Annotated in this window: 22 protein-coding genes; 6 read left to right on the forward strand and 16 right to left on the reverse strand. The window is 61.2% G+C overall.

The features are described from left to right. Window positions 1-22: 22 nt before the first annotated feature. The 9 genes from ACYQ8E_RS03915 to ACYQ8E_RS03955 form a co-directional block, all read right to left on the reverse strand. Window positions 23-1,300: a dihydroorotase gene (locus tag ACYQ8E_RS03915; protein WP_066727212.1), complete on the reverse strand. Its 1,278-nt coding sequence runs from the start codon at window positions 1,298-1,300 to the stop codon at window positions 23-25. 38 nt (window positions 1,301-1,338) lie between these two features. Beyond that, complete coding sequence (locus ACYQ8E_RS03920; protein ID WP_066727214.1) at window positions 1,339-2,271, reverse strand: aspartate carbamoyltransferase catalytic subunit; 933 nt, start codon at window positions 2,269-2,271, stop codon at window positions 1,339-1,341. Between the two features lie 17 nt (window positions 2,272-2,288). Then, the gene (gene pyrR / locus ACYQ8E_RS03925; protein ID WP_066727215.1) at window positions 2,289-2,825 is read right to left on the reverse strand and encodes a bifunctional pyr operon transcriptional regulator/uracil phosphoribosyltransferase PyrR; all 537 of its coding nucleotides are present in this window, start codon (window positions 2,823-2,825) and stop codon (window positions 2,289-2,291) included. 219 nt (window positions 2,826-3,044) lie between these two features. Then, entirely contained in the window at window positions 3,045-3,767 is a 723-nt protein-coding gene (lepB, locus tag ACYQ8E_RS03930; protein ID WP_066727216.1) for a signal peptidase I, read from the reverse strand. Beyond that, complete coding sequence (gene lepA, locus ACYQ8E_RS03935; RefSeq protein WP_066727218.1) at window positions 3,767-5,572, reverse strand: translation elongation factor 4; 1,806 nt, start codon at window positions 5,570-5,572, stop codon at window positions 3,767-3,769. Before lepA ends, lepB begins: the two co-directional genes overlap by 1 nt. Before the next feature lie 117 nt (window positions 5,573-5,689). Then, a complete protein-coding gene (locus tag ACYQ8E_RS03940; protein ID WP_459860148.1) occupies window positions 5,690-8,419 on the reverse strand; it encodes a response regulator in 2,730 nt (909 codons plus the stop codon). Between the two features lie 150 nt (window positions 8,420-8,569). Continuing rightward, complete coding sequence (locus tag ACYQ8E_RS03945; protein WP_066727222.1) at window positions 8,570-8,950, reverse strand: VOC family protein; 381 nt, start codon at window positions 8,948-8,950, stop codon at window positions 8,570-8,572. A 69-nt stretch (window positions 8,951-9,019) separates the two neighbouring features. After that, window positions 9,020-9,748 carry a response regulator gene (locus ACYQ8E_RS03950; RefSeq protein WP_459860150.1) on the reverse strand — a complete coding sequence of 243 codons (729 nt, stop codon included), beginning with the start codon at window positions 9,746-9,748 and terminating at the stop codon, window positions 9,020-9,022. A gap of 25 nt (window positions 9,749-9,773) precedes the next feature. Next, window positions 9,774-10,625: an MBL fold metallo-hydrolase gene (locus tag ACYQ8E_RS03955; protein ID WP_459860151.1), complete on the reverse strand. Its 852-nt coding sequence runs from the start codon at window positions 10,623-10,625 to the stop codon at window positions 9,774-9,776. A gap of 111 nt (window positions 10,626-10,736) precedes the next feature. On the opposite strand from ACYQ8E_RS03955, the gene yhbY reads away from it, so the two are divergent. Beyond that, the gene (gene yhbY, locus ACYQ8E_RS03960) at window positions 10,737-11,030 is read left to right on the forward strand and encodes a ribosome assembly RNA-binding protein YhbY (RefSeq protein WP_459860152.1); all 294 of its coding nucleotides are present in this window, start codon (window positions 10,737-10,739) and stop codon (window positions 11,028-11,030) included. A 4-nt stretch (window positions 11,031-11,034) separates the two neighbouring features. On the opposite strand, the gene ACYQ8E_RS03965 is transcribed toward yhbY, so the two are convergent. Beyond that, window positions 11,035-12,168, reverse strand: coding sequence for a deoxyguanosinetriphosphate triphosphohydrolase (locus tag ACYQ8E_RS03965; protein WP_066727228.1), 1,134 nt, complete (start codon window positions 12,166-12,168; stop codon window positions 11,035-11,037). A 220-nt stretch (window positions 12,169-12,388) separates the two neighbouring features. Here ACYQ8E_RS03965 and rsmD point away from each other — a divergent pair, with 220 nt between their 5' ends. The 3 genes from rsmD to ACYQ8E_RS03980 are packed head-to-tail and all read left to right on the forward strand — an operon-like array spanning window position 12,389 to window position 13,682. After that, window positions 12,389-12,967 (forward strand): 16S rRNA (guanine(966)-N(2))-methyltransferase RsmD, encoded by a 579-nt coding sequence (rsmD, locus tag ACYQ8E_RS03970; protein WP_459860154.1) that lies wholly within the window; start codon window positions 12,389-12,391, stop codon window positions 12,965-12,967. Beyond that, window positions 12,964-13,479, forward strand: a complete 516-nt coding sequence (gene coaD, locus ACYQ8E_RS03975) for a pantetheine-phosphate adenylyltransferase (protein ID WP_066727232.1) — start codon at window positions 12,964-12,966, stop codon at window positions 13,477-13,479. Before rsmD ends, coaD begins: the two co-directional genes overlap by 4 nt. Next, the gene (locus ACYQ8E_RS03980; protein ID WP_066727234.1) at window positions 13,476-13,682 is read left to right on the forward strand and encodes a DUF1858 domain-containing protein; all 207 of its coding nucleotides are present in this window, start codon (window positions 13,476-13,478) and stop codon (window positions 13,680-13,682) included. Before coaD ends, ACYQ8E_RS03980 begins: the two co-directional genes overlap by 4 nt. Here the strand turns inward: ACYQ8E_RS03980 and ACYQ8E_RS03985 are convergent. The 6 genes from ACYQ8E_RS03985 to ACYQ8E_RS04010 all read right to left on the reverse strand — a co-directional run bounded on the left by ACYQ8E_RS03985 (window position 13,679) and on the right by ACYQ8E_RS04010 (window position 16,740). After that, a complete protein-coding gene (locus ACYQ8E_RS03985; protein WP_459860155.1) occupies window positions 13,679-14,401 on the reverse strand; it encodes a creatininase family protein in 723 nt (240 codons plus the stop codon). The two genes, ACYQ8E_RS03980 and ACYQ8E_RS03985, sit on opposite strands and share 4 nt — an antisense overlap. Window positions 14,402-14,497: 96 nt before the next feature. Further along, on the reverse strand, window positions 14,498-15,259 hold the full coding sequence (locus ACYQ8E_RS03990) for a 7-carboxy-7-deazaguanine synthase QueE (RefSeq protein ID WP_459860156.1): 762 nt from the start codon (window positions 15,257-15,259) through the stop codon (window positions 14,498-14,500). Continuing rightward, entirely contained in the window at window positions 15,231-15,602 is a 372-nt protein-coding gene (gene queD / locus ACYQ8E_RS03995) for a 6-carboxytetrahydropterin synthase QueD (RefSeq protein ID WP_066727240.1), read from the reverse strand. Before queD ends, ACYQ8E_RS03990 begins: the two co-directional genes overlap by 29 nt. Before the next feature lie 12 nt (window positions 15,603-15,614). Next, a complete protein-coding gene (locus ACYQ8E_RS04000; RefSeq protein ID WP_066727242.1) occupies window positions 15,615-15,818 on the reverse strand; it encodes a DNA gyrase inhibitor YacG in 204 nt (67 codons plus the stop codon). A gap of 84 nt (window positions 15,819-15,902) precedes the next feature. Further along, on the reverse strand, window positions 15,903-16,403 hold the full coding sequence (locus ACYQ8E_RS04005) for a YcxB family protein (protein ID WP_459860158.1): 501 nt from the start codon (window positions 16,401-16,403) through the stop codon (window positions 15,903-15,905). A 10-nt stretch (window positions 16,404-16,413) separates the two neighbouring features. Next, complete coding sequence (locus ACYQ8E_RS04010) at window positions 16,414-16,740, reverse strand: zinc ribbon domain-containing protein (protein WP_066727244.1); 327 nt, start codon at window positions 16,738-16,740, stop codon at window positions 16,414-16,416. Between the two features lie 210 nt (window positions 16,741-16,950). Here ACYQ8E_RS04010 and ACYQ8E_RS04015 point away from each other — a divergent pair, with 210 nt between their 5' ends. Together ACYQ8E_RS04015 and ACYQ8E_RS04020 are read left to right on the forward strand one after the other, a co-directional pair. After that, window positions 16,951-18,372 (forward strand): RNase H family protein, encoded by a 1,422-nt coding sequence (locus tag ACYQ8E_RS04015; RefSeq protein WP_459860160.1) that lies wholly within the window; start codon window positions 16,951-16,953, stop codon window positions 18,370-18,372. 71 nt (window positions 18,373-18,443) lie between these two features. Then, on the forward strand, window positions 18,444-18,959 hold the full coding sequence (locus ACYQ8E_RS04020) for a GNAT family N-acetyltransferase (RefSeq protein WP_459860162.1): 516 nt from the start codon (window positions 18,444-18,446) through the stop codon (window positions 18,957-18,959). The last annotated feature ends 32 nt before the right edge of the window (window positions 18,960-18,991 follow it).

The following is an 18,991-nucleotide window of genomic DNA, read 5'->3' on the forward strand; positions in this document are numbered from 1 at the left end:
GTTCTTTAAGTATCTTGAAAGGCTAGCTATTCTGGTACGCAATCTTGCCATCGACAAGGGTAAATTTGGCACCACCGCGCATCGTCTCCCCCAAAAATGGGGAGTTTTTCGATTTGCTGGCCAGGTCCGCGGCTGTCACCTGCCACTGCCGCTGCGGGTCGATGATGGTGATATCGGCCCGTGCCCCGGGGGCCAGGGTCCCCCGGTCGATGCCAAGGATGCGGGCCGGGTTGACGGCCATGCGCGCCACCAGCTCCGGCAGGGTCAAGACCCCCTCTTCGACCAGACGCAGGCTGAGGGGGAGAGAGGTCTCAAGCCCGATGATTCCGTTCAGGGCGACATTGAATTCGAGGTCCTTCTCGTCGATGTGGTGGGGCGCGTGGTCGGTGGCAATGCAATCGATGGTGCCGTCCCTCAAGCCTTCCTTGATCGCGGCGACATCCTCCGCCTCCCGCAAGGGCGGGTTCATCTTGGCGTTGGTGTTGTAGCCGCGCACCGCATCGTCGGTGAGGGTGAAGTAGTGCGGCGCGGTTTCGCAGGTGACCCGGACGCCGCGCGCCTTGGCCTCGCGGATGAGGCGTACCGAGCCGCGGGTCGAGACATGGGCAATGTGCAGCGGTGAGCTGGTGTATTCCGCCAGCATCACGTCCCGGGCGGTGGCGATGTCCTCGGCGACCCGGGGAATCCCTTTCAGGCCGAGTTCGGTGGAGGTAAAGCCTTCGTTCATGACCCCCTCCCCCACCAGGCTCAACTCCTCGGCGTGGCTGATCACGAGAATGCCGATGCCGCGGGAGTATTCGAGGGCGCGACGCATCAGTTCGGCATCGACTACCGGGCGACCGTCATCGGAGACGGCGACACAGCCCGACTCCTTGAGTTCCCCCATCTCGGCGAGGCGCTCCCCCTTACCGCCGGTCGTGATCGAACCGACCGGGAAGACGTTGACAACCCCGACCTCCCGGGCCTTGTTGACGATGTAGCTGACAACGGCCTGGTTGTCGATCACCGGCTTGGTGTTGGGCATGCAGGCGATGGAGGTAAAGCCGCCGGCCGCCGCCGCGCGACAGCCGCTGGCAATGTCTTCCTTGTACTCCAGCCCCGGATCGCGCAGATGCACGTGCATGTCGACCAGCCCCGGGGTGACGTAGCAGCCGCTGGCGTCGATAACCTGGCAATCGGCCGGGGCCTTGAGCCCCTGGCCGATCTCTTTGACCTTGCCGTTCTGGACCCACAGGCCGAGGTTGGCGTCAAGATCCTGGGAAGGATCAATGATGCGGCCGTTCTTGATCAGAAGATTCATCTCGGGTACCTCGCAAGATGGTAAGAAATAAGAAGAGTCTATTCGCCGAGTTCGCCGCCGCAGACATGGTAAAGCATGGACATGCGCACTGCGACACCGTTTTCAACCTGACGCAGAATATGGGCCTGCGGACCATCGACGACATAGGAAGACATCTCGACGCCACGATTGATCGGTCCGGGGTGCATCACCATCGCATCGGGCTTGGCGAGCTTGAGGTTCTCATTGTTGAGACCGAAGTAGCGGGCGTATTCCCGGGCGTTGGGCATCAACGTCTTCCCCTGGCGCTCCTGCTGGATGCGCAGCATCATCACCACGTCGGCATCTTCGATCGCTTCCTTCATGCTGTTGCAGACGGTGACATTGCCGAGGCGTTCCGCCCCCGGTGGCATCATCGTCGGCGGACCGGCGAGAAAGACCTTGGAGCCGAGTTTGGTCAGTCCCTGGATATTGGAGCGGGCGACCCGGCTGTGGGTGATATCACCGACGATGGCCACCTTGAGGCCATCGAGACGACCAAAACGGTCCTTCATCGTCAGCATGTCGAGCAGACCCTGCGAGGGGTGCTCATGGGCGCCGTCGCCGGCGTTCACAATGGAGCAGGAGACTTTGCTCGCGAGATAATAATGGGACCCCGAGACCGCGTGGCGCATGACGATGATATCAGGTTTCATCGCCAGCAGGTTAAGGGCGGTATCGGCCAGGGTTTCCCCCTTGGTCGCCGAGCTGGTCGATGGCGAGATGTTGACGGTGTCGGCCGAAAGCCGCTTGGCGGCAATTTCGAAGGAGGTCCGGGTCCGGGTCGACGCTTCGTAAAAGAGGTTGATGATCGTCTTGCCGCGCAGGGTCGGAACCTTCTTGATATCGCGGTTGTTGATCTCCCGCATGTTCTCGGCGGTCGAGAGCAGCAACTCGATCTCCTCCTTGGTCAGGTCCCGGAGCGCAATGATATGTTTGTGGCGAAATTGCATGGGAAATCCTCCAACCGTTAGGGCTTGACCAGCCGCACCTCGACCGGGAGATGGGCGGCATCGAACTGCACGTGAATTTCCTCTTCCAGGGCGGTCGGCACATTGCGGCCGATAAAATCGGGTCGGATTGGCAATTCGCGGTGACCGCGGTCGATAAGGACCGCAAGCTGGATATTGCGTGGCCGGCCAAGGTCAATCAGGGCGTCCATGGCGGCGCGGATGGTGCGTCCGGTAAAGAGGACATCATCGACCAGAACCAGGCGCTTGTCGTCCAGGTTGAAGGGAATTTCGGTCTTGCCGAGAGGCAGGTTGCCCCGGGAACCGAGATCGTCCCGGTACATGGTGATATCGACGACGCCGAGGGGCAGTTCCTCTCCCTCAATCTCGGCGATACGCTGCTGCAGGTTCGCCGCGAGGTGATCGCCACCGCTGCGGATACCGACCAAGACCAGGTCGGCGGTCCCCTTGTTGCGTTCGAGGATTTCGTGGGCAATCCGGGTCAGCGCCCGGTTGATGCCATTACTGTCGAGGATCACGGTCTCGTTTTTGCTCATGCCGGAGCTCCCTGGGCAGGTTGGCGGGGACAAAAAAATACCTCTCCGCAGCAGGGCGGAAAGGTATTGTTGACGAAGATAAGAGTCTTGCTGCGCATTTTGCGGTCACCTTTGCCGGCCTCTCGGGACCGACTTAAAAGGGAGCTTGTTGCGAATTTCGGCGAATATAGCCTGCCGCGCCGGGGGAGTCAAGTGCAAAACCGACCTCCCGGATCCGGCCTAATGAATCGGTCGGCCAATGCGGTCCCAGCGCGGCCAGTTGCGCTGGCTGTCCCAGGACCAGTACTTGATGAAGGCGAGTCCCTTGATACTTGATTCGGGGACGAACCCCCAGAAGCGGCTGTCGTAGGAACGGTCCCGGTTGTCCCCCATGACGAAGAACATCCCCGCCGGGACCTTGATCGGTGGCATGAAATCGCGGCAATACTGGGGGCGCGGAAAGGTCGTGGTCTGCGCGCAGAGTTCAGCGTCGCCGATGACCTGGCCCGGCTCTTTGTGGACCTCCTGGGGGAGATCGTAGCGCTGGCCGTTGACGAAGAGATGCTTGTCACGAATTTCGACCGTATCCCCCGGGGTGCCGACCACCCGCTTGATGAAATCGCGGCGCGACCAGAAGTTGAGCGCCGGGTTCCTGGTATCTTCAGGGAATTCAAAGACGATAATGTCTCCCTGATGCGGGTGCCGCAGGGTGAAAAAACGCTGGTCGCTGAAGGGAAACTGGATGCCGTAAATGAATTTGTTGACCAGCAGGTGGTCGCCGATCAGCAGGGTGTCTTCCATCGAACCGGACGGAATTTTGAACGCCTGGACCACAAAGGTGCGGATGACCAGGGCGAGCAGCAGAGCGACGACCAGAGCTTCGAACGTTTCGCGGAATTTTGATTTTCCGGGCTTGGTCAGGAGCTTTTCCGTTCCTGGAGGAGCTTGTGAGGGCTTGGCCATTATTTCTGCTCTTTCACCTTGAGGATGGCTAGAAAGGCTTCCTGGGGGAGTTCGACACTTCCCACCTGCTTCATGCGCTTTTTGCCTTCCTTCTGTTTTTCCAGCAACTTGCGCTTGCGGGTAATGTCCCCGCCGTAGCACTTGGCGGTAACGTCCTTGCGCAGGGCCTTGACGCTCTCCCGGGCAATGACCTTGTTGCCGATTGCCGCCTGAATCGCCACTTCGTACTGCTGGCGAGGAATGAATTCCTTCATCTTGGAGACCAGCTCGCGGCCACGGTATTGTGCCTTGTCCCGGTGCACAATCAGCGACAGGGCATCGACCACCTCGCCATTGATCAGGACGTTAAGCCGGACCAGTTCGCTCCTGCGGTAATCGATCGGCTCGTAGTCGAGGGAGGCGTAGCCACGGGTGATCGATTTCAACCGGTCGAAGAAGTCGAGGACGATTTCATTGAAGGGGAGCTCGTAAATGACCATCACCCGGGTCGCGGTCAAATACTTGATCTCCCGCTGAATCCCGCGTTTTTCCTCACAGAGTGCCAGGACCGCGCCGACGAATTCGTTGGGGACATGAACCGAAGCCAGAATGAAGGGCTCCTCCATGTGGTCGATGTACTGCAGGTCGGGGAGCTTGTTGGCACTCTCCACCTGGATCTGTTCACCGCTGGTGGTGGTGACCTTGTAGACCACCGTTGGTGCGGTGGTGATCAGCTCGACGCCGAATTCCCGCTCCAGCCGCTCCTGGATGATCTCCATGTGCAGCAGGCCGAGAAAACCGCAACGGAAGCCGAACCCGAGGGCCATTGAATTCTCGGGCTCGAAGGAGAAGGAGGAGTCGTTGAGGCGCAGCTTCTCCAGCGCATCCCGGAGATCGTCATAGTCTGCGGTATCGATCGGGTAGAGGCCGGAAAAGACCATCGGCTTGACCTCCTTGTACCCGGGCAGGGCTTTGGGGGCCGGTCGATGGAGATGGGTGATGGTATCGCCGACCTTGGCATCGGCGACCACCTTGATTCCGGCGATGACAAAACCGACTTCGCCGGCGGCAAGCTGGGCGACCTCGACCGGGTGCGGCGAGAAGACCCCGAGCTTGAGGACCTCGAAGCTCTTGCGGTTCGACATCAGCTGGATCTTGTCCCCTTTTTTCAGGGTACCGTCGAAGATGCGGGCGAGAATGATAACGCCCTGGTAGGAGTCGTACCAGGAGTCGAAGAGGAGCGCGGTCAGTGGCCCGTCCGGGTCACCCTTCGGCGGCGGGACCTTGCGAACGATCGTTTCAAGGATCTCATGGATGCCGCGCCCCTCCTTGGCGCTCGCCTCGATGGCATCGCTGGTATCGAGACCGATGATCTCCTCGATCTCTTCCTTGACACGGGCCGGTTCGGCGCTCGGCAGGTCAATCTTGTTCAGAACCGGAAAGATCTCGAGGTCCTGGTCGAGAGCAAGGTAGACGTTGGCCAGAGTCTGGGCCTCGACCCCCTGGGAGGCATCGACGACCAGCAGGGCGCCCTCGCAGGCGGTCAGCGAGCGGCTGACTTCATAGGTGAAGTCGACATGGCCGGGGGTGTCGATGAGGTTGAGAATGTAATCCTGTCCGTCGTCGCCGTGGTATTTCAGGCGCACAGCCTGGGCCTTGATTGTAATCCCCCGTTCCCGTTCCAGATCCATCTTGTCGAGGAACTGGTCGCTCTTCTCCCGCTGCGAGAGGGTCCCTGTCTCTTCCAGAAGACGGTCGGCGAGGGTCGATTTGCCGTGGTCGATATGGGCAATGATGGAAAAATTACGAATATTGGAGTGTTTCATCGGTTGTCGTCGTCGCAAGGCAAGGCTGGGGTTGATAACCAAACAGGAAAGATACTGGCTTGGCGGGAATTTGTAAAGGCTTAATAACTTCCGGGCAGGACGGCGCCAGGCTCCAACCTAGGGCGCAACCTGGTGGGAGCGCAGGAAGGCGACCAGCTGGCTGATTTCGGCTTGCAGGGTGCGAAAAACCGGGTCCGCCGCCTCCAGCTCTCCGGATGACGCGAGCTGTTCAAGCTGGCGGCTGAGCTGATATGCGCTCTGCGCCTGAAACAGGCCGACCACCGCTTTCAGCCCATGGGCCTTTCGCTCCAGCAGTTGCGCATCACCGTTGTTGAGAGCCGTTTCCAGGGCTTCCATCTCGGTGTTGATGTCGCTGAGAAAGTCGCGGGCCAGTTCGCTGACCAGGGATTCGGGATCGGCGAGGCCCGATATCAGTGCCTGCTCGCCGCCCATCTCCGGTGCCTGGCTGCTTTGCAGCAGGCTTTCGATGGTCTGGTAGAAGGTCTTGGGGTCGACCGGCTTCGAAAGGTAGCCGTCCATGCCGGCCGCCAGGCAGTTCTCCCGGTCCTCCTCGCGGGCATGCGCCGTCAGGCCGAGGATCGGTATGTGTCCGCCGCTGGCCCCCTCCCGCTGACGGATACGACGGGTCGTTTCCAGCCCGTCGAGCTCTGGCATCTGCACATCCATCAGGACCAGGTCAAAAATCTCGCATTCGAGAAGGTCGAGGGCTTCCTGACCATTGACCACGGCGCTGATGCGCCAGCCACGGCGGCGGCCGAGGGCCTCAACAACCTTCCGGTTCATCCGGTTGTCTTCGGCAACCAGCACCCGCAACCCCGTCTTCCCGGAATTCGACAGCAGCTGGGCTGATAAACCGATAGCCGGGGATGATGGACTGGCACTCCCCGGGGCGGGCGCATCGATCCCCGGCCATACCCGGGCCAGAACCTGGCCCAGCTCGTTGCGGCGCACCGGTTTGGCGAGATACCCGGCCAGGTCGAGCTTGTTGCAACGGGCCGCGTCCTCATTGAGCAGATCGGCAGTAAGCAGCATGACCGTCGGCGGCAAAAGGGCACGACTATGCTGCAGACGCTTCACCAGGTCGAAGCCGCTGCCGGGGTCGATCCGGTTGTCGAGAAGGAGAAGCTGAAACGGTTGATCAGAGGAATCCTCGGCGCTGCCGAGCAGTCGCAGCAGCACCTCACCGCTTCGGACCGTCTCGGTGGCAAGGCCGAAGCTTTCGACGAGATCACAGAGGGCCTGGCTCGCGACCGGGTTGGAGCCTGCCACGAGGACCGTCCCCCGGGACGGGTCGCCAACCGCTGGCACCGGGGCCGGCACGAGGACCGGGAACGGAAGTTCGAAGGAAAAGCGGCTCCCCTGGTTCTCCCGACTGGTGAGGGTGATCTCGCCGCCCATCAGCTCGCAAAGTTGTTTGCAGATTGCCAGACCGAGCCCGGTTCCACCATAGTGGCGGGTGGTGGAAGAATCGACCTGGCTGAAACTCTGAAACAGTTGACTGATTTTATCGGCGGGGATGCCTATCCCCGAATCTTCGACACTGAAGGCAATGAGGAGGCCCCCCTCAAGGCTGGCGTGACCAGCAGGGGCTACGGTGATGACAATCTGTCCCCGGGGGGTGAACTTGATGGCGTTGCCGATCAGGTTGACCAGGATCTGCCGCAGTCGCATGGGGTCCCCCTCCACCCGCAACGGGACATCCTGTGCAATGCGGCAGATGATCTCCAGCCCTTTCTGGTGGGCACGTATGGCCAGCGCCTGGACCGTCTGCTCAATGGTCTCGCGAAGGTCGAAGGGAAGTCTTTCAAGGTCGAGTTTGCCTGCCTCGATCTTGGAAAAATCGAGAATGTCGTTGATGACGCGCAGCAAAGATCCGGCGGAGGTCTGCACCATCGACAGATACTCCCGCTGGTCCTTGGTGAGCCGGGTTTCCAGGGTCAGCTCGGTCATGCCGATAATAGCATTCATCGGCGTGCGGATTTCATGACTCATGTTGGCCAGAAATTCACTCTTGGCCCGGCTTGCGCTCTCGGCGCTCTCCTTGGCGACCTGGAGCTCCTTTTCGGTAGCTCGCCGGGCCTGATCGGAGCGCTGGTAATTGCGAAAGGCGTAATAAATCCCCATCATTCCCAGGGCCCAGATCAGGGCATAGGTAATGGCGTGAGTAAAGATTTCGTGCCCGGCCTGCCGATAGAGCGGCAGCAGGGGAACCTGAACGCTGAGCGCGCCGAGAATCGGGCCATCGGACGCCGGTCCGGAATGACAAAGACGGCAACCGGTTTCGTTGGCCAGGGGCACCATGTAGCGCAGGAAAGGGCGTTTGCCGATATCGACCACGCTGTGGATTTCCTGCTCGCCGCCGGTGATTTGGTGCAGAGCCTCTTTCTCCCAGGGGTCAGGGGTGTTCTGGGCGTTGATCGGATTGAAGTCGGTCACCCGGGTGATGACCTTGGTCGCCTTGTCCTGGAGCCCGTAAACCATCCGGCTCATGTATTCCGGGTTGACCAGGGTCAGCTGCACCCCTTCCCTGGTGGTCAGGTCCCGCAGGGGGTGATCGGCCAGAAACGGATTGGGAGCAACCCCCTTGTCGGTCAGGACATAGACACCGCCCAGCGAGGCGCTCCAGCGACGGTGCAGGATGTCCTTCTCGGCAATCGCCCGGGCCTGGATAACCGCCGCCTCGTTGACGTTGTTCCAGCTCAGGTGCATGTCCCAGGCATAGAACGCGACCAGCAGTAGGGTCCAGACGCCGAGAACGAGATAAAAAAATTTACTGAGGGGGCCACCCGGGAGTCTCTGGATAGCCTTTCGGAGTGCCTGGGACATGAACTTCGACCTGCCGTGCTGGGATTAGAGGCGGAGAAAAACGAGCCATTCCGGAGCTTAGCATGGATTCATTGGAGTTTGCTCTATTTATTTGCAAAAAAAGAGCCCGGCCTCCAAAAAGGCCGGGCTGCAAAAATGGCTGGTCGGCATTCAGCTACCGATCACCTCGATGAGATATCCATCGGGGTCACGCAGGAAGTAGAAATGGGCCTTGCCATCCTTCCCCAGCCCCTTCAGAGGACCAGGTTCGAGGCCAAGCTCCTGATGCTGGCGATGGGAACCTTCGAGGTCGTCGCAACGCACCGCGAAATGACTATAGCCGTCACCGATCTGGTAGGGTTCGCTGCGGCCATAATTGAAGGTCAGTTCAAGTTCGAAGGGATGTCCGGGAGCCCGCAGATAGAGAAGTTTGAAATCCCCGGGGAAATCCTTTTCCCGGGAAACCTCAAATCCAAAGGCCTTCTGGTAAAACGCGCGCGCCGCGTCCAGGTCGAAGACCCGGAAACAGATGTGGATCATCGGATAGTTCATGGTCTCTTCCTTTCCGGTTCGATATTGATGTTTTGGCTGAAGTTGCCATCCCCTCCGGCAGGAGGGAGTTCAGCCCGCTTCCAGGGGGTGGCTGTCAAAGCGGGCGACGAAATCGGCGATGATCGCGGCGGTGGTCGCAGGGATATTTTTGAATTCGACGCCAAACCCCTGGGGCTGCGCCAGGTTGGGGCGCGGGAAACCCTGGTTCACCCAGGCCACCCGGGCGGTAAGTTCAATTTTTCCCGGGCTGACCGCCGGCAGGAAAAAGGTGACGCGCACACGGTCGTCGTAGTGGACTTCATTGCGGAACCCGATGTACAGGCCGTGGGCACTGATATCGAGACCCATGCCCTGGTGGCTGACACCAGCGAGAGTGAAATCGACCGTCATCTGGCAGGGTATCCGTTTTTCCCGCCGGTCGATGGCAAACAGAAACCTGCGCCCGAGATCGAGAAATCGATTCCTGTCGACCGGTTTGTTTATCACCTCGTCGCAACCGGCGGCCCGGCAGGTCGATTCATCGACTTCCGGACTGGGGGCAAAGACCATCACCACCGGAATTTCACGCAAATGCGGGTCGCACTTGAGGAGCCTGCAGCAGGTCAGGCCATCCATCACCGGCATGTTGACATCCATGAAGATCAGGTCCGGCCGATGCTGCTGGGCGAGTTCGAGGGCGGCGCGGCCATTGCCGGCCAGGAATATTGTCGCCGGGGTCTGGCGCAGGTAGTCCTGCTCGATTTCGAGGAAAAAATCGACGTCATCGACCAGGAGAATTTTGGGTGGGGTCTTCGACACGGGACGCTCCTGTTTGGGATATCCATCAAAAATCAAATTGAAATCCGACATTGGCAAACATGACCTGGCCGGGAAAGAGCTGAACCAGTTCACCGCTGCGGACGAGGCCGGTACAGTGGGCAAGGCCAATCCTTTCAACCCCGCACTGGCGCAATTCAGCGACGGTTGCGGCAAATTGCTCATCTCCGGCCGGCGCAAGGTGGGTGCCCCCGACCACGGCAACAATGCGTTTGCTGGTCTGCGTGCGAAAATGGCGCAGAATGTTGACCAGTCCGGCATGAGCACAACCTACCAGCACCAGCAGACCGCGTGGGGTGTCGATGGCGAGGGAGAGATCGTCATCGAAGGGGTCGGGTTGCAACGCGCCCCCCTCCCCTGTTGTCACCAGGTTCGGGTCGCCGACTTCGAAGCTGTTCTGCCGCGGCACCTCGCCCGACAGGTAGAGGCCGGGGACAAGTTTCCTGAATTGACTGACCGCGGCCATCCGGCCACCGGCCTTTTCCACCTCGTCCCGGTTCCAGGGGCAGCCGTTGGCCCGCTGTTCGAAGCGGCCGCTCCAGTAGCGTTCCTTGAAAAGGTCCGGGTGGGCGTAGACAGGAACCTCCTGGCACCCCTCAAGGACCTGGAGCAGCCCCCCGCAGTGATCCGCGTGACCGTGGCTGAGGATGATGCCGTCGAGGGGCGAAAGCTCCTTGCCGAGGAGGCGGGCATTGCCGAGGATTCCGAGCCCCTGACCGGTGTCGAAAAGAAACCTTCCCTGGTCCGTCTCGAGCAGAGCGGCAAACCCATGTTCACCAATCAGCCCGCCGGGGCGGGTCACGGTATTTTCGCAGAGAATGGTCAGCTGGCCGCGCATCTTCGCCTCGCTTGAATGCATCCCGGCCGGGCCCTTCTGGCTGCTGGCTTTCCAGGCAGGACTCTGCTAGCATGTCGCCAAAATTTACTGCACCCGCCGATCTCTTGAAATCAACCTGGAAGGAATCTCACCATGCAGACGTTAACCGGTAAGCAGGTCCGTTTCCTGCGCGGCCTGGGCCACCACCTGCAACCCGTGGTCATGATCGGTCGCGAAGAACTGAACGAGCGCCTGCTCGCCTCGGTCGAAGTAGCCCTGGAAGACCACGAACTGATCAAGGTCAAGCTGCAGGAGGGGTGCAGCACCGACCGGCGGGAAATTGCCAGCCAGCTCGCGGAAAAGACCCGCTCCCAGGTGGCCCAGGTGCTCGGTCGCACCATTCTTCTTTACCGCCCGGCAACCGATCCGCAGATCAAGCTCCCCTGACCCCTCAGACCCGTTCGTAAGGCTCGAATAGTCGTTTGTATTCGTCCATCGCATAACGGTCGGTCATGCCTGCCAGGTAATCGCAGATCACCCGCTCCCGGCCATACTGCTCGAAACGACCCTGGTAGGCGCTTGGCAACAGGGTCGGATTGGCGAGGTAGCTTTCAAACAGCAGGGTCAGGAAGCGCTCGGCCTTGACCCGCATCCGTTCCACCTTGTAATGGCGGTAGAGACGCCGGTAGAGGAAGGCCTTCAGTGCCCGGTTCCGTTCCCGGGTTGCGGCGCTGAAACTGACCAGGCGACCGCCATGGCCGCGCACCGCGTCGAGGCTGTCGATGTTGCAGGATGCAAGCTGCCCGCTGGTGGTCGCGACGAGGTCGCCGATCAGGCTGCCGATCAGGTGACTGATGGTCTGGTGTACCCGGCGCTCCTGGTCCAAAAGCGGAAATTTTTCCGCCACCAGCGCCGAGGTCTCCCGCCACAGTTCCAGCTCTGCGAGCTCGTCCAGGGTGATATAGCCCGCTTTCAGGCCGTCGTCGATATCATGATTGTTGTAGGCGATTTCGTCGGCGAGGTCGATGATCTGGGCTTCCAGGGTCGGTGGCACGGTCGGTTCGAAATCGACGGCCGGCTCGCTGCCGGGGTGATCATAATCCGAAGAATGCTTGATGATCCCTTCCCGGGTTTCCCAGCTCAGGTTGAGACCGTTGAAGCCGGGATAACGTTCTTCCAGAAGGTCGACGATGCGCAGCGACTGGCGGTTGTGCTCAAATCCGCCGGCATCGCGCATCAGGCGGTTCAGGACATGCTCCCCGGTGTGGCCAAAGGGGGTGTGGCCGAGGTCGTGGGCGAGCGCCAGGGCCTCAACCAGGTCTTCGTTGAGGTGCAGGCGCCGAGCGATGCCCCGGGCGATCTGCGCGACTTCCAGGGAATGGGTCAGGCGGGTGCGGTAGTAGTCCCCTTCGTGGTTGACGAAGACCTGGGTCTTGTATTCGAGCCGGCGGAATGCGGCACAGTGGATGATCCGGTCCCGGTCCCGCTCAAAGGCCGGGCGGTCATCCTTGAAGGGTTCGGAAAACCGGCGGCCGCGGCTTTCGGCGCTGCGGGCGGCGTAAGGAGCTAGGTCGGGTCGTTCCATGGGCGGAAACCTTGTTGAAGGTGGCGGTGGTTGTGGCTGGTCGATTCTACCGGCATCCACCGGCGACTGCAACCGCCAAGGCGCACCTGCCCTTTCTTGACGGCGTCAAGGCCGGTGTGCTAGCTTTCTCAGCGGGTGGCCTGTCCAAAGGTCCCTGTTTATCAGCAGATGGCCCGTCCGGCAGGTTGCGGGTGAAAATTCCGGGGAGCGAGGGAAGGTCGTGCGAATCATTGCCGGAAGCGCCAGGGGCCGTCAACTGGAGGCCTTCACGGGAAGGGAAATTCGCCCCACGCCGGACCGGGTGCGCGAAGCCCTCTTCAGTTCCCTCTTCAGTCGTCTCGGTGGCTTTGGCGGTCTGCGGGTCCTTGACCTGTTCGCCGGAAGCGGCGCCCTCGCCCTGGAAGCACTCAGCCGCGGCGCCGGCTATGCCTTGCTGGTCGATCGCGGCGAGCAGGCGGCCCGGCTGCAACGGGGCAACATCGAGCGTTGCGGTTTTGCCGATCGGGCCGAACAACTCAGCGGCGAGGTCCTCTCCCTGCTCCCCCGGCTGGTTCCCCGCGGCCCATTCGACCTGGTCTTTCTCGACCCCCCCTACGGTCAGGGGTTGGTGCCCCGGGTGTTGGAGCACCTCGCCACTCCCGGTATGCTGGCAAACGGGGCCCTGGTCTGCGCCGAAACCGCCCGTAAGGACCCCCTCGCCGATGTCGTCGGTCCACTGGAGAAAATCGGCAGCCGCAATTACGGCATCACCGCACTCCACACCTTTGCCTACATCGACAAACAGGGGAACCAGCCATGAATCGCCATATTGCCGTTTACCCGGGTTCCTTCGACCCGATCACTTTCGGCCACCTCGATATCATTCAGCGCGGGCTCGAAGTCTTTGACGAGCTGATCATCGCGGTCGCCCGCAACTCCGAAAAGAAGGCGCTCTTCAGCACCGCCGAACGACTGGAGATGATTCGCGCCGTGGTCGGTGACAATCCGCGTCTGCGGGTCGATTCCTTTGAGGGGTTGCTGGTCGATTACGTGATGGCAAAGCAGGCGCGCGTCATCCTGCGCGGTTTGCGTGCGGTATCCGATTTCGAGTACGAGTTCCAGATCGCGCAGATGAACCACAGCGTGCAGCAGGAGGTGGAAACCCTCTTCATGATGACCTCGGTCCCCTACGGCTATCTGAGCTCCTCCATCGTCAAGGAGGTCGCCTCCCTGCAGGGGCCCGTCGATACCTTTGTCCCCGCCGCCGTCAAGGCCGCCCTGGAAAAGAAATTCGGGCCGGCCGCATCCGAGGAGAAGAGGAGCCGCGAATGATCACCCGCGAGATGACGATTGAGGAAATCGTGCAGCGCTACCCCGAAACGATCCCCGTCTTCAAACGCTTCGGTCTCGACTGCATGGACTGCCAGATCGCCGCCTTCGAGGCGGTGGAACATGGGGCCGGCGTACACCATGTCGATATCGATGACCTCCTTGCCCGCCTGAATGCGGTGATCCGCAACCGAGCTGAGGGCTAGGGTTCCACTCCTGCCTCCAGCTCGGCAACCAGCTCCTCCAGGGCCGCGACCACCACCTCTTCGAGACGCTTTCCCTTGTCGGCCGTCGCCTTCCCCGGGTTCCCCCAGACTCCGCTTCTCCAGAAGCGCTGCTTGTCCCGCACCAGAATTCCCTTCGGAAAGTTAGGATAATCCTCCGCGGCGCTCCCCTTGACCAGCTGGGGGTGGGAGTAAAGAATGCGCGAGGTCTCGATTTCGCCGGCATGGGCGTCGTTGCGGGTTTCGATAAGATGACGCCCCGTTTCCGCCGTCAGCTGATACTCGTTGAGGACCGCCACCCGCACCTCCGGATAGCGGGCAAGAAGCTCCTCGCCGGCATCGGTGAGGGTGGCGCAATGGGTCACGCCGGCATGTCCGGTCAGCAGGATGATGTTGCGCAGCCCTTGGGCATAGAGCGACGCTGCGATGTCGAGAACCAGCGCACGCAGGGTAGCGGTCGAGATGCTCAGGGTCCCCGGGTGCCTGCCGGTGGAGCGGCAGACACCGTAGTGGATTGGCGGGGCAATGAAGATCGGGCGACGCTCGGCGAGGCGCCGGGCGACACCGTAGGCCTGAATGGTGTCGGTGTCGAGAGGGAGATGCGGGCCGTGCTCCTCGGTAGAACCGAAGGGGATCAGGACGGTACGGGTTTTGGCGAGACCGGCTGTGAATTCATCCATGGTCAGGTCGGTGATAAGCATTGCGGGAGTCTCCTGGATGCCACCGGCGGCTGGGGAAAATCGAGAATCTGGTTGAGGGGTGCCAATAAAGGATTGGAAATTACTGGACTATCCAAGCTAGAGCAGACCGATAAAACGATGCGTCTGCGGGATGATGCGCACCCGGGGATGATGACGGGCGGCGGCGCCCTGCAGGTCGAGGAGCTGCCGGGGGGTGAGCATCGGCTTCCCCTCCCGGGTCACCGGTTGCAGGATCAGTTCGCATTGGGGGGCGACCCCGGCAACCAGTTGGGCCGCTTCCGTCACCTCCGCCAGCGGAGTCTCTTCCCCGACCACAGCCTTGACGAAACAGTCGCGGGTCGCCGCCAGGCGCAGAAACTCCCGATGGGTCGCCCAGGGCGTCGCCACGCCGCTGAGTGAAGCGAGCTTGATATCCATGGCGATCCAGTCGAGGTGCGGCAGCAGCGGTTCCAGCGCCTGCGGCAGGGTGCCATTGGTCTCGAGGTAGGTCGGCAACAGTTTGCGCAGGACCGGTAACCAGTCGGCGAGAAGCGCTGCCTGGGCCAGCGGTTCGCCGCCGGTCAGGCTGATGGAGTGGTGAACTCCGGACGGTTGCCGGCACCAGCTGTGGATAATTCCAATCAGGGTGTCAAGGGCAACCGGGTTGGGGAGGCTGATAAATTGCCCGCCCCCGGGACTCTCTTCGACCCGGCAGTTGGCGGTCGCGGCGAAGGGGGTGTCGCAGTAGGCGCAGTCGAGGTTGCAGCCGGCCAGGCGCAGGAAAATCTGGCGGCAGCCAACCAGCAGCCCTTCCCCCTGGATGGAACTGAAGAGTTCCAGGAGTTGGCCGTCAGTCGAGGCTGTAGCTGGCGCAGGCATATTCCGACTCCCAGACATTGACCTTCTCAACGGTGACGTTGCCGCTATTCAGGGCTTTGCCGAGTTCCCCGAAGAGAAAATAGGCGATGTTCTCCGAGGAGGGGCTGGTCTCCCGAAAATATTCGATTTCGTTTAGATATTTATGGTCGAGGAGGTCGAGGGTCCGGTTGGTCTCGCGCTTGAGAATCTTGAAGTCGATGCCAAGGCCGGCCTTGTCGAGTTCTTTTGCCGCCACCGTGACCTCGACCTTCCAGTTGTGACCGTGCAGGTTTTCACAGTCCCCCTGGTAGTTGATGAGGTTGTGGGCGGCGGCGAAGTGGGTATGGATCGTCAGTCGGTACATGCAAGCTCCGCTTTAGTGATTCTTGGGAAAGGGAATAAGGTTTTCCAGCATTTCGGGATCGACCTTGCTGCCGGCGACGCGGTAATTTTCGTCAGCCCAGGCACCGAGGTCGAGCAGGCGGCAGCGCTCGCTGCAGAACGGCCGCTGCGGATTGTCACTCCAGGGGGCCGGCTTGCGACAGACGGGACAGGGGACGGTTTTCGGTGGCGTGGACATGAAGCCTCCTCGTATTCGTTCTTGCAGCCAAACTTTAGCACAGGGCGCCCGGAGAGGCCAACCGGTGCTCGCTGCCGTAATTGGTTACCGCAGTTTCGGCACCACGGCCGTGTCGAGAATCTCTTCCATGCGCCGGGCATCCCCCGCCGTCATCGCCGCCATCGGGATAAAGAAAAACGCATTGCGGTCATGGTAGAGAAGAAAGCCAGGAGCAAGGCGGCGATAGCCGAAAAAATTCCCCCAGGGCTGGCGATACCCGGCATTGCCGCTGCGCACGGCGATCCCTTCGGGACCGACTGTTACTGTCAGCTCCTGGCCGAAGAAGGGGTGGCGAACAGCGGCGCGCAACGACCTGATGACCAGCAAGGGGCGCGACAGCACCGCGAAAAACCCGGTGGCCAGCAGCAAGCCGGCAATCACCTTCGAGGCATAGAGACCGCCGAAGCCGAAGCAGCCGATGATGATGCAGACCACGCCCCAGAGGTAACGCTGTTTGAGGGCACGATCACAGCTGTAGTGGGCCTCGAAGAAGTCGCGCCAGAGTTCGCGGGTAAGCCGGTATTGCAGCAGGAGGGTCTCGGGCATCGGCGTCCGCCTACAGCGAATCAAGGAGCCTGTAATACTCCTCGATGGTACGAAGGGATTCCAGGGTCGCCTGATAAAGGAACCAGCTGAGAACAAGAATGCCGACCGTCAGGCCGATTTTCCAGGCCGTTGACAGTTGTGGCCGCCACCAGATCAGGGGCAGGGCCAGGGGCCCGACACAAGAGAGGGCAATGACGATGAAGGTGGTCCTGAAGTACCAGGGCAGTTTTTCTTTCGCATTCAACCGCGAACGTGAATTGTCGAGAAACTCACCACAGTGACGGCATTTGATCGCAGCGTCCTGGATCTCTTCCGCACAAAAAGGACATATTTTCATGGTCTGTTGTCCTGAATATCTGAAAGTTAACCGGGGCCGTCGGCTCTTCCCTTTTGCTACAGCTGCTGAGGACAGGCAGCCTCTTTTTACACCACTTGACCCCATTTGGAAAGGCCGGCAGCGTTTCCGGCAGGAAAAGATTTTGCGCAGCGTTTAAGTCTGTGCGATGCTAACCCCTCGCAAGCGAAGCATTAGGCACCTGGAGGAAATGTGAAGCAAGCACCGCGACTTTGCCTGCTGGACGGGTCGAGTTTCATCTACCGCGCCTATTTCGGAGTTCGTGACCAGGCTACAGTTGCCGGCTTGCCGACCAATGCCGTGTTCGGTTTCACCCGCATGCTCCTTGGCCTGCTGCAGGAAGAGAATCCCGACCAGCTTGCCGTGGTCTTCGACCCGCCCCGGGAAACGACCTTTCGGCGGAAAATCTATCCGCCCTACAAGGCCAACCGCGAGAGGATGCCCGACGACCTCGCCTGCCAGGTGCCCTATATCCGCAGGATGCTAGATTCGTTGAAGATTGCAACGCTTGAAGAACCCGGCTTCGAAGCGGATGACGTCATCGCCACCCTCGCCCGGCGGGCGGCCGCCGCCGGAACGGAAGTCACGGTTGTCAGCAGCGACAAGGACCTGTTGCAGATTGTCGAGCCCGGCATTACCCTGCTCGATACCCTGCAGCAACGTCGCTCCGGAGTTGATCAGGTTCGCCAACGCTTCGGTGTTCCTCCCGAGCTGGTTCCCGATCTGCTCGGGCTCTCCGGGGACGCCGCGGACAACATTCCCGGGGTACCTGGGATCGGCGAGAAGACGGCCGCCGCATTGATCCAGACCTTTGGATCGCTGGAGGATGTCCTCAAATGGAGCAGCCTGGTCAACGGCCGGAAACGCCGCGAAAGCCTGCAGCTACACGCTGAGCAGGCACGCATTTCCAGACAGCTCGCCACGGTTCGCGATGACCTCCCCCTCTCTATTGAATTCGCGGACCTGGCGCGCCGCGCGCCGGATCTTGACAGCTTGATTCCCCTGCTGCGGGAACTGGAGTTCGAGGGGCTGGAGACGGCCTTTACCCCGCCCCCACCGGGACTGGTCGAGATTTACAGTGACGGTTCGGGACGGGAGAATGGCCCCGGCGGTTATGGCGTGATCCTGCGCTACGGTGAGTTTGAAAAGGAGCTGAGCGGGTTTGAGCCGCAGGCGACCTCCCAGCGCATGGAACTGCTGGCGGCGATTCGTGGACTGGAGGCCCTCAAGGGTCCACGCCGGGTGCGCCTCTTCAGCGATTCCCAGTACCTGGTGCGGGGAATGAGCGAATGGCTGGGTGGCTGGCAACGCAGCGGCCGCCTCGTGGAGCCCGGCGCCCTGGCCAACCAGGACCTCTGGCAGCAGCTGGCTGCCCTGGGTGATTTTCACAAGGTGACCTGGAGCTGGGTTCGCGGTCATGCCGGGCACCCCTTCAACGAACGCTGCGACAGGCTGGCGAAGCGGGCCTCGGAGGAGGGCGCGCGGGACCTTGTCGCGCCGGCTCCGGAACCGTCTTCCCTCCCCGCCTCGGCTACCGCGGTGGAGCTGCCACCGGTGCCGGCCCGGGAGCAGTCCGATTTTGATGAAGAGGATGGCCAGCTGCGCCTCTGTTGACCCGGGTCGAAAATCGGAACAGGAAGTATCACTCGACGCTGCTCCGGAACACTGCCCCAGGATTGTCTGCGATGAAAATTCAGAAAGTCACCCCGACCCACCACGCCAAGGTCTATGCCCTGCTGCGCACCGCCTTTCCCGGCAGCCATTACGAGGCAGAGCTGGTGCAAAGACTCCACGAGAACGGCCGGGTCCTGCAGGACTGGGTCTGTTTGCATGTCAACAAGGCGATTGCCTACATCGCCTTCAGCAACGCCTATGACGGCGGCACTCTCTGCGGCCTCCACCTGGCGCCGCTGGCGGTAGCTCCCGAATTTCAACGCCAGGGGGTCGGATCGGAACTGCTCCGCTTTGCCCTGCGCCAGGAATCGATCCGCAACCGGCCTCTCTTTGTCCTCGGTCCGCCGGCCTATTACCGGCGTTTCGGTTTCCTCCCCTGCAGCCAGCCGGTTTGCCCCTTCGACAAGGAGAACCGGCACTTTCTGAGCCTTGGCCACCACAGCGACCATCCCTTCAGGATCGGCTACGAACCCGAATTCACCCAGCCGGGGAGCGTCCCGCCGCGGCGCCGGAAACAACGGCGCTGAGGCGGACAAGTCTTCCTCCCGGGCAATATGCA

Source organism: Desulfuromonas carbonis, assembly GCF_054658035.1.

Coding starts and splice junctions, on each gene's coding strand:
- ACYQ8E_RS03915 (WP_066727212.1), bottom strand. CDS start 1,300: ATGAATCTTCTGATCAAGAACGGCCGCATCATTGATCCTTCCCAGGAT.
- ACYQ8E_RS03920 (WP_066727214.1), bottom strand. CDS start 2,271: ATGCAATTTCGCCACAAACATATCATTGCGCTCCGGGACCTGACCAAG.
- pyrR (WP_066727215.1), bottom strand. CDS start 2,825: ATGAGCAAAAACGAGACCGTGATCCTCGACAGTAATGGCATCAACCGG.
- lepB (WP_066727216.1), bottom strand. CDS start 3,767: ATGGCCAAGCCCTCACAAGCTCCTCCAGGAACGGAAAAGCTCCTGACC.
- lepA (WP_066727218.1), bottom strand. CDS start 5,572: ATGAAACACTCCAATATTCGTAATTTTTCCATCATTGCCCATATCGAC.
- ACYQ8E_RS03940 (WP_459860148.1), bottom strand. CDS start 8,419: ATGTCCCAGGCACTCCGAAAGGCTATCCAGAGACTCCCGGGTGGCCCC.
- ACYQ8E_RS03945 (WP_066727222.1), bottom strand. CDS start 8,950: ATGAACTATCCGATGATCCACATCTGTTTCCGGGTCTTCGACCTGGAC.
- ACYQ8E_RS03955 (WP_459860151.1), bottom strand. CDS start 10,625: ATGCATTCAAGCGAGGCGAAGATGCGCGGCCAGCTGACCATTCTCTGC.
- yhbY (WP_459860152.1), top strand. CDS start 10,737: ATGCAGACGTTAACCGGTAAGCAGGTCCGTTTCCTGCGCGGCCTGGGC.
- ACYQ8E_RS03965 (WP_066727228.1), bottom strand. CDS start 12,168: ATGGAACGACCCGACCTAGCTCCTTACGCCGCCCGCAGCGCCGAAAGC.
- coaD (WP_066727232.1), top strand. CDS start 12,964: ATGAATCGCCATATTGCCGTTTACCCGGGTTCCTTCGACCCGATCACT.
- ACYQ8E_RS03980 (WP_066727234.1), top strand. CDS start 13,476: ATGATCACCCGCGAGATGACGATTGAGGAAATCGTGCAGCGCTACCCC.
- ACYQ8E_RS03985 (WP_459860155.1), bottom strand. CDS start 14,401: ATGCTTATCACCGACCTGACCATGGATGAATTCACAGCCGGTCTCGCC.
- ACYQ8E_RS03990 (WP_459860156.1), bottom strand. CDS start 15,259: ATGCCTGCGCCAGCTACAGCCTCGACTGACGGCCAACTCCTGGAACTC.
- queD (WP_066727240.1), bottom strand. CDS start 15,602: ATGTACCGACTGACGATCCATACCCACTTCGCCGCCGCCCACAACCTC.
- ACYQ8E_RS04000 (WP_066727242.1), bottom strand. CDS start 15,818: ATGTCCACGCCACCGAAAACCGTCCCCTGTCCCGTCTGTCGCAAGCCG.
- ACYQ8E_RS04005 (WP_459860158.1), bottom strand. CDS start 16,403: ATGCCCGAGACCCTCCTGCTGCAATACCGGCTTACCCGCGAACTCTGG.
- ACYQ8E_RS04010 (WP_066727244.1), bottom strand. CDS start 16,740: ATGAAAATATGTCCTTTTTGTGCGGAAGAGATCCAGGACGCTGCGATC.
- ACYQ8E_RS04020 (WP_459860162.1), top strand. CDS start 18,444: ATGAAAATTCAGAAAGTCACCCCGACCCACCACGCCAAGGTCTATGCC.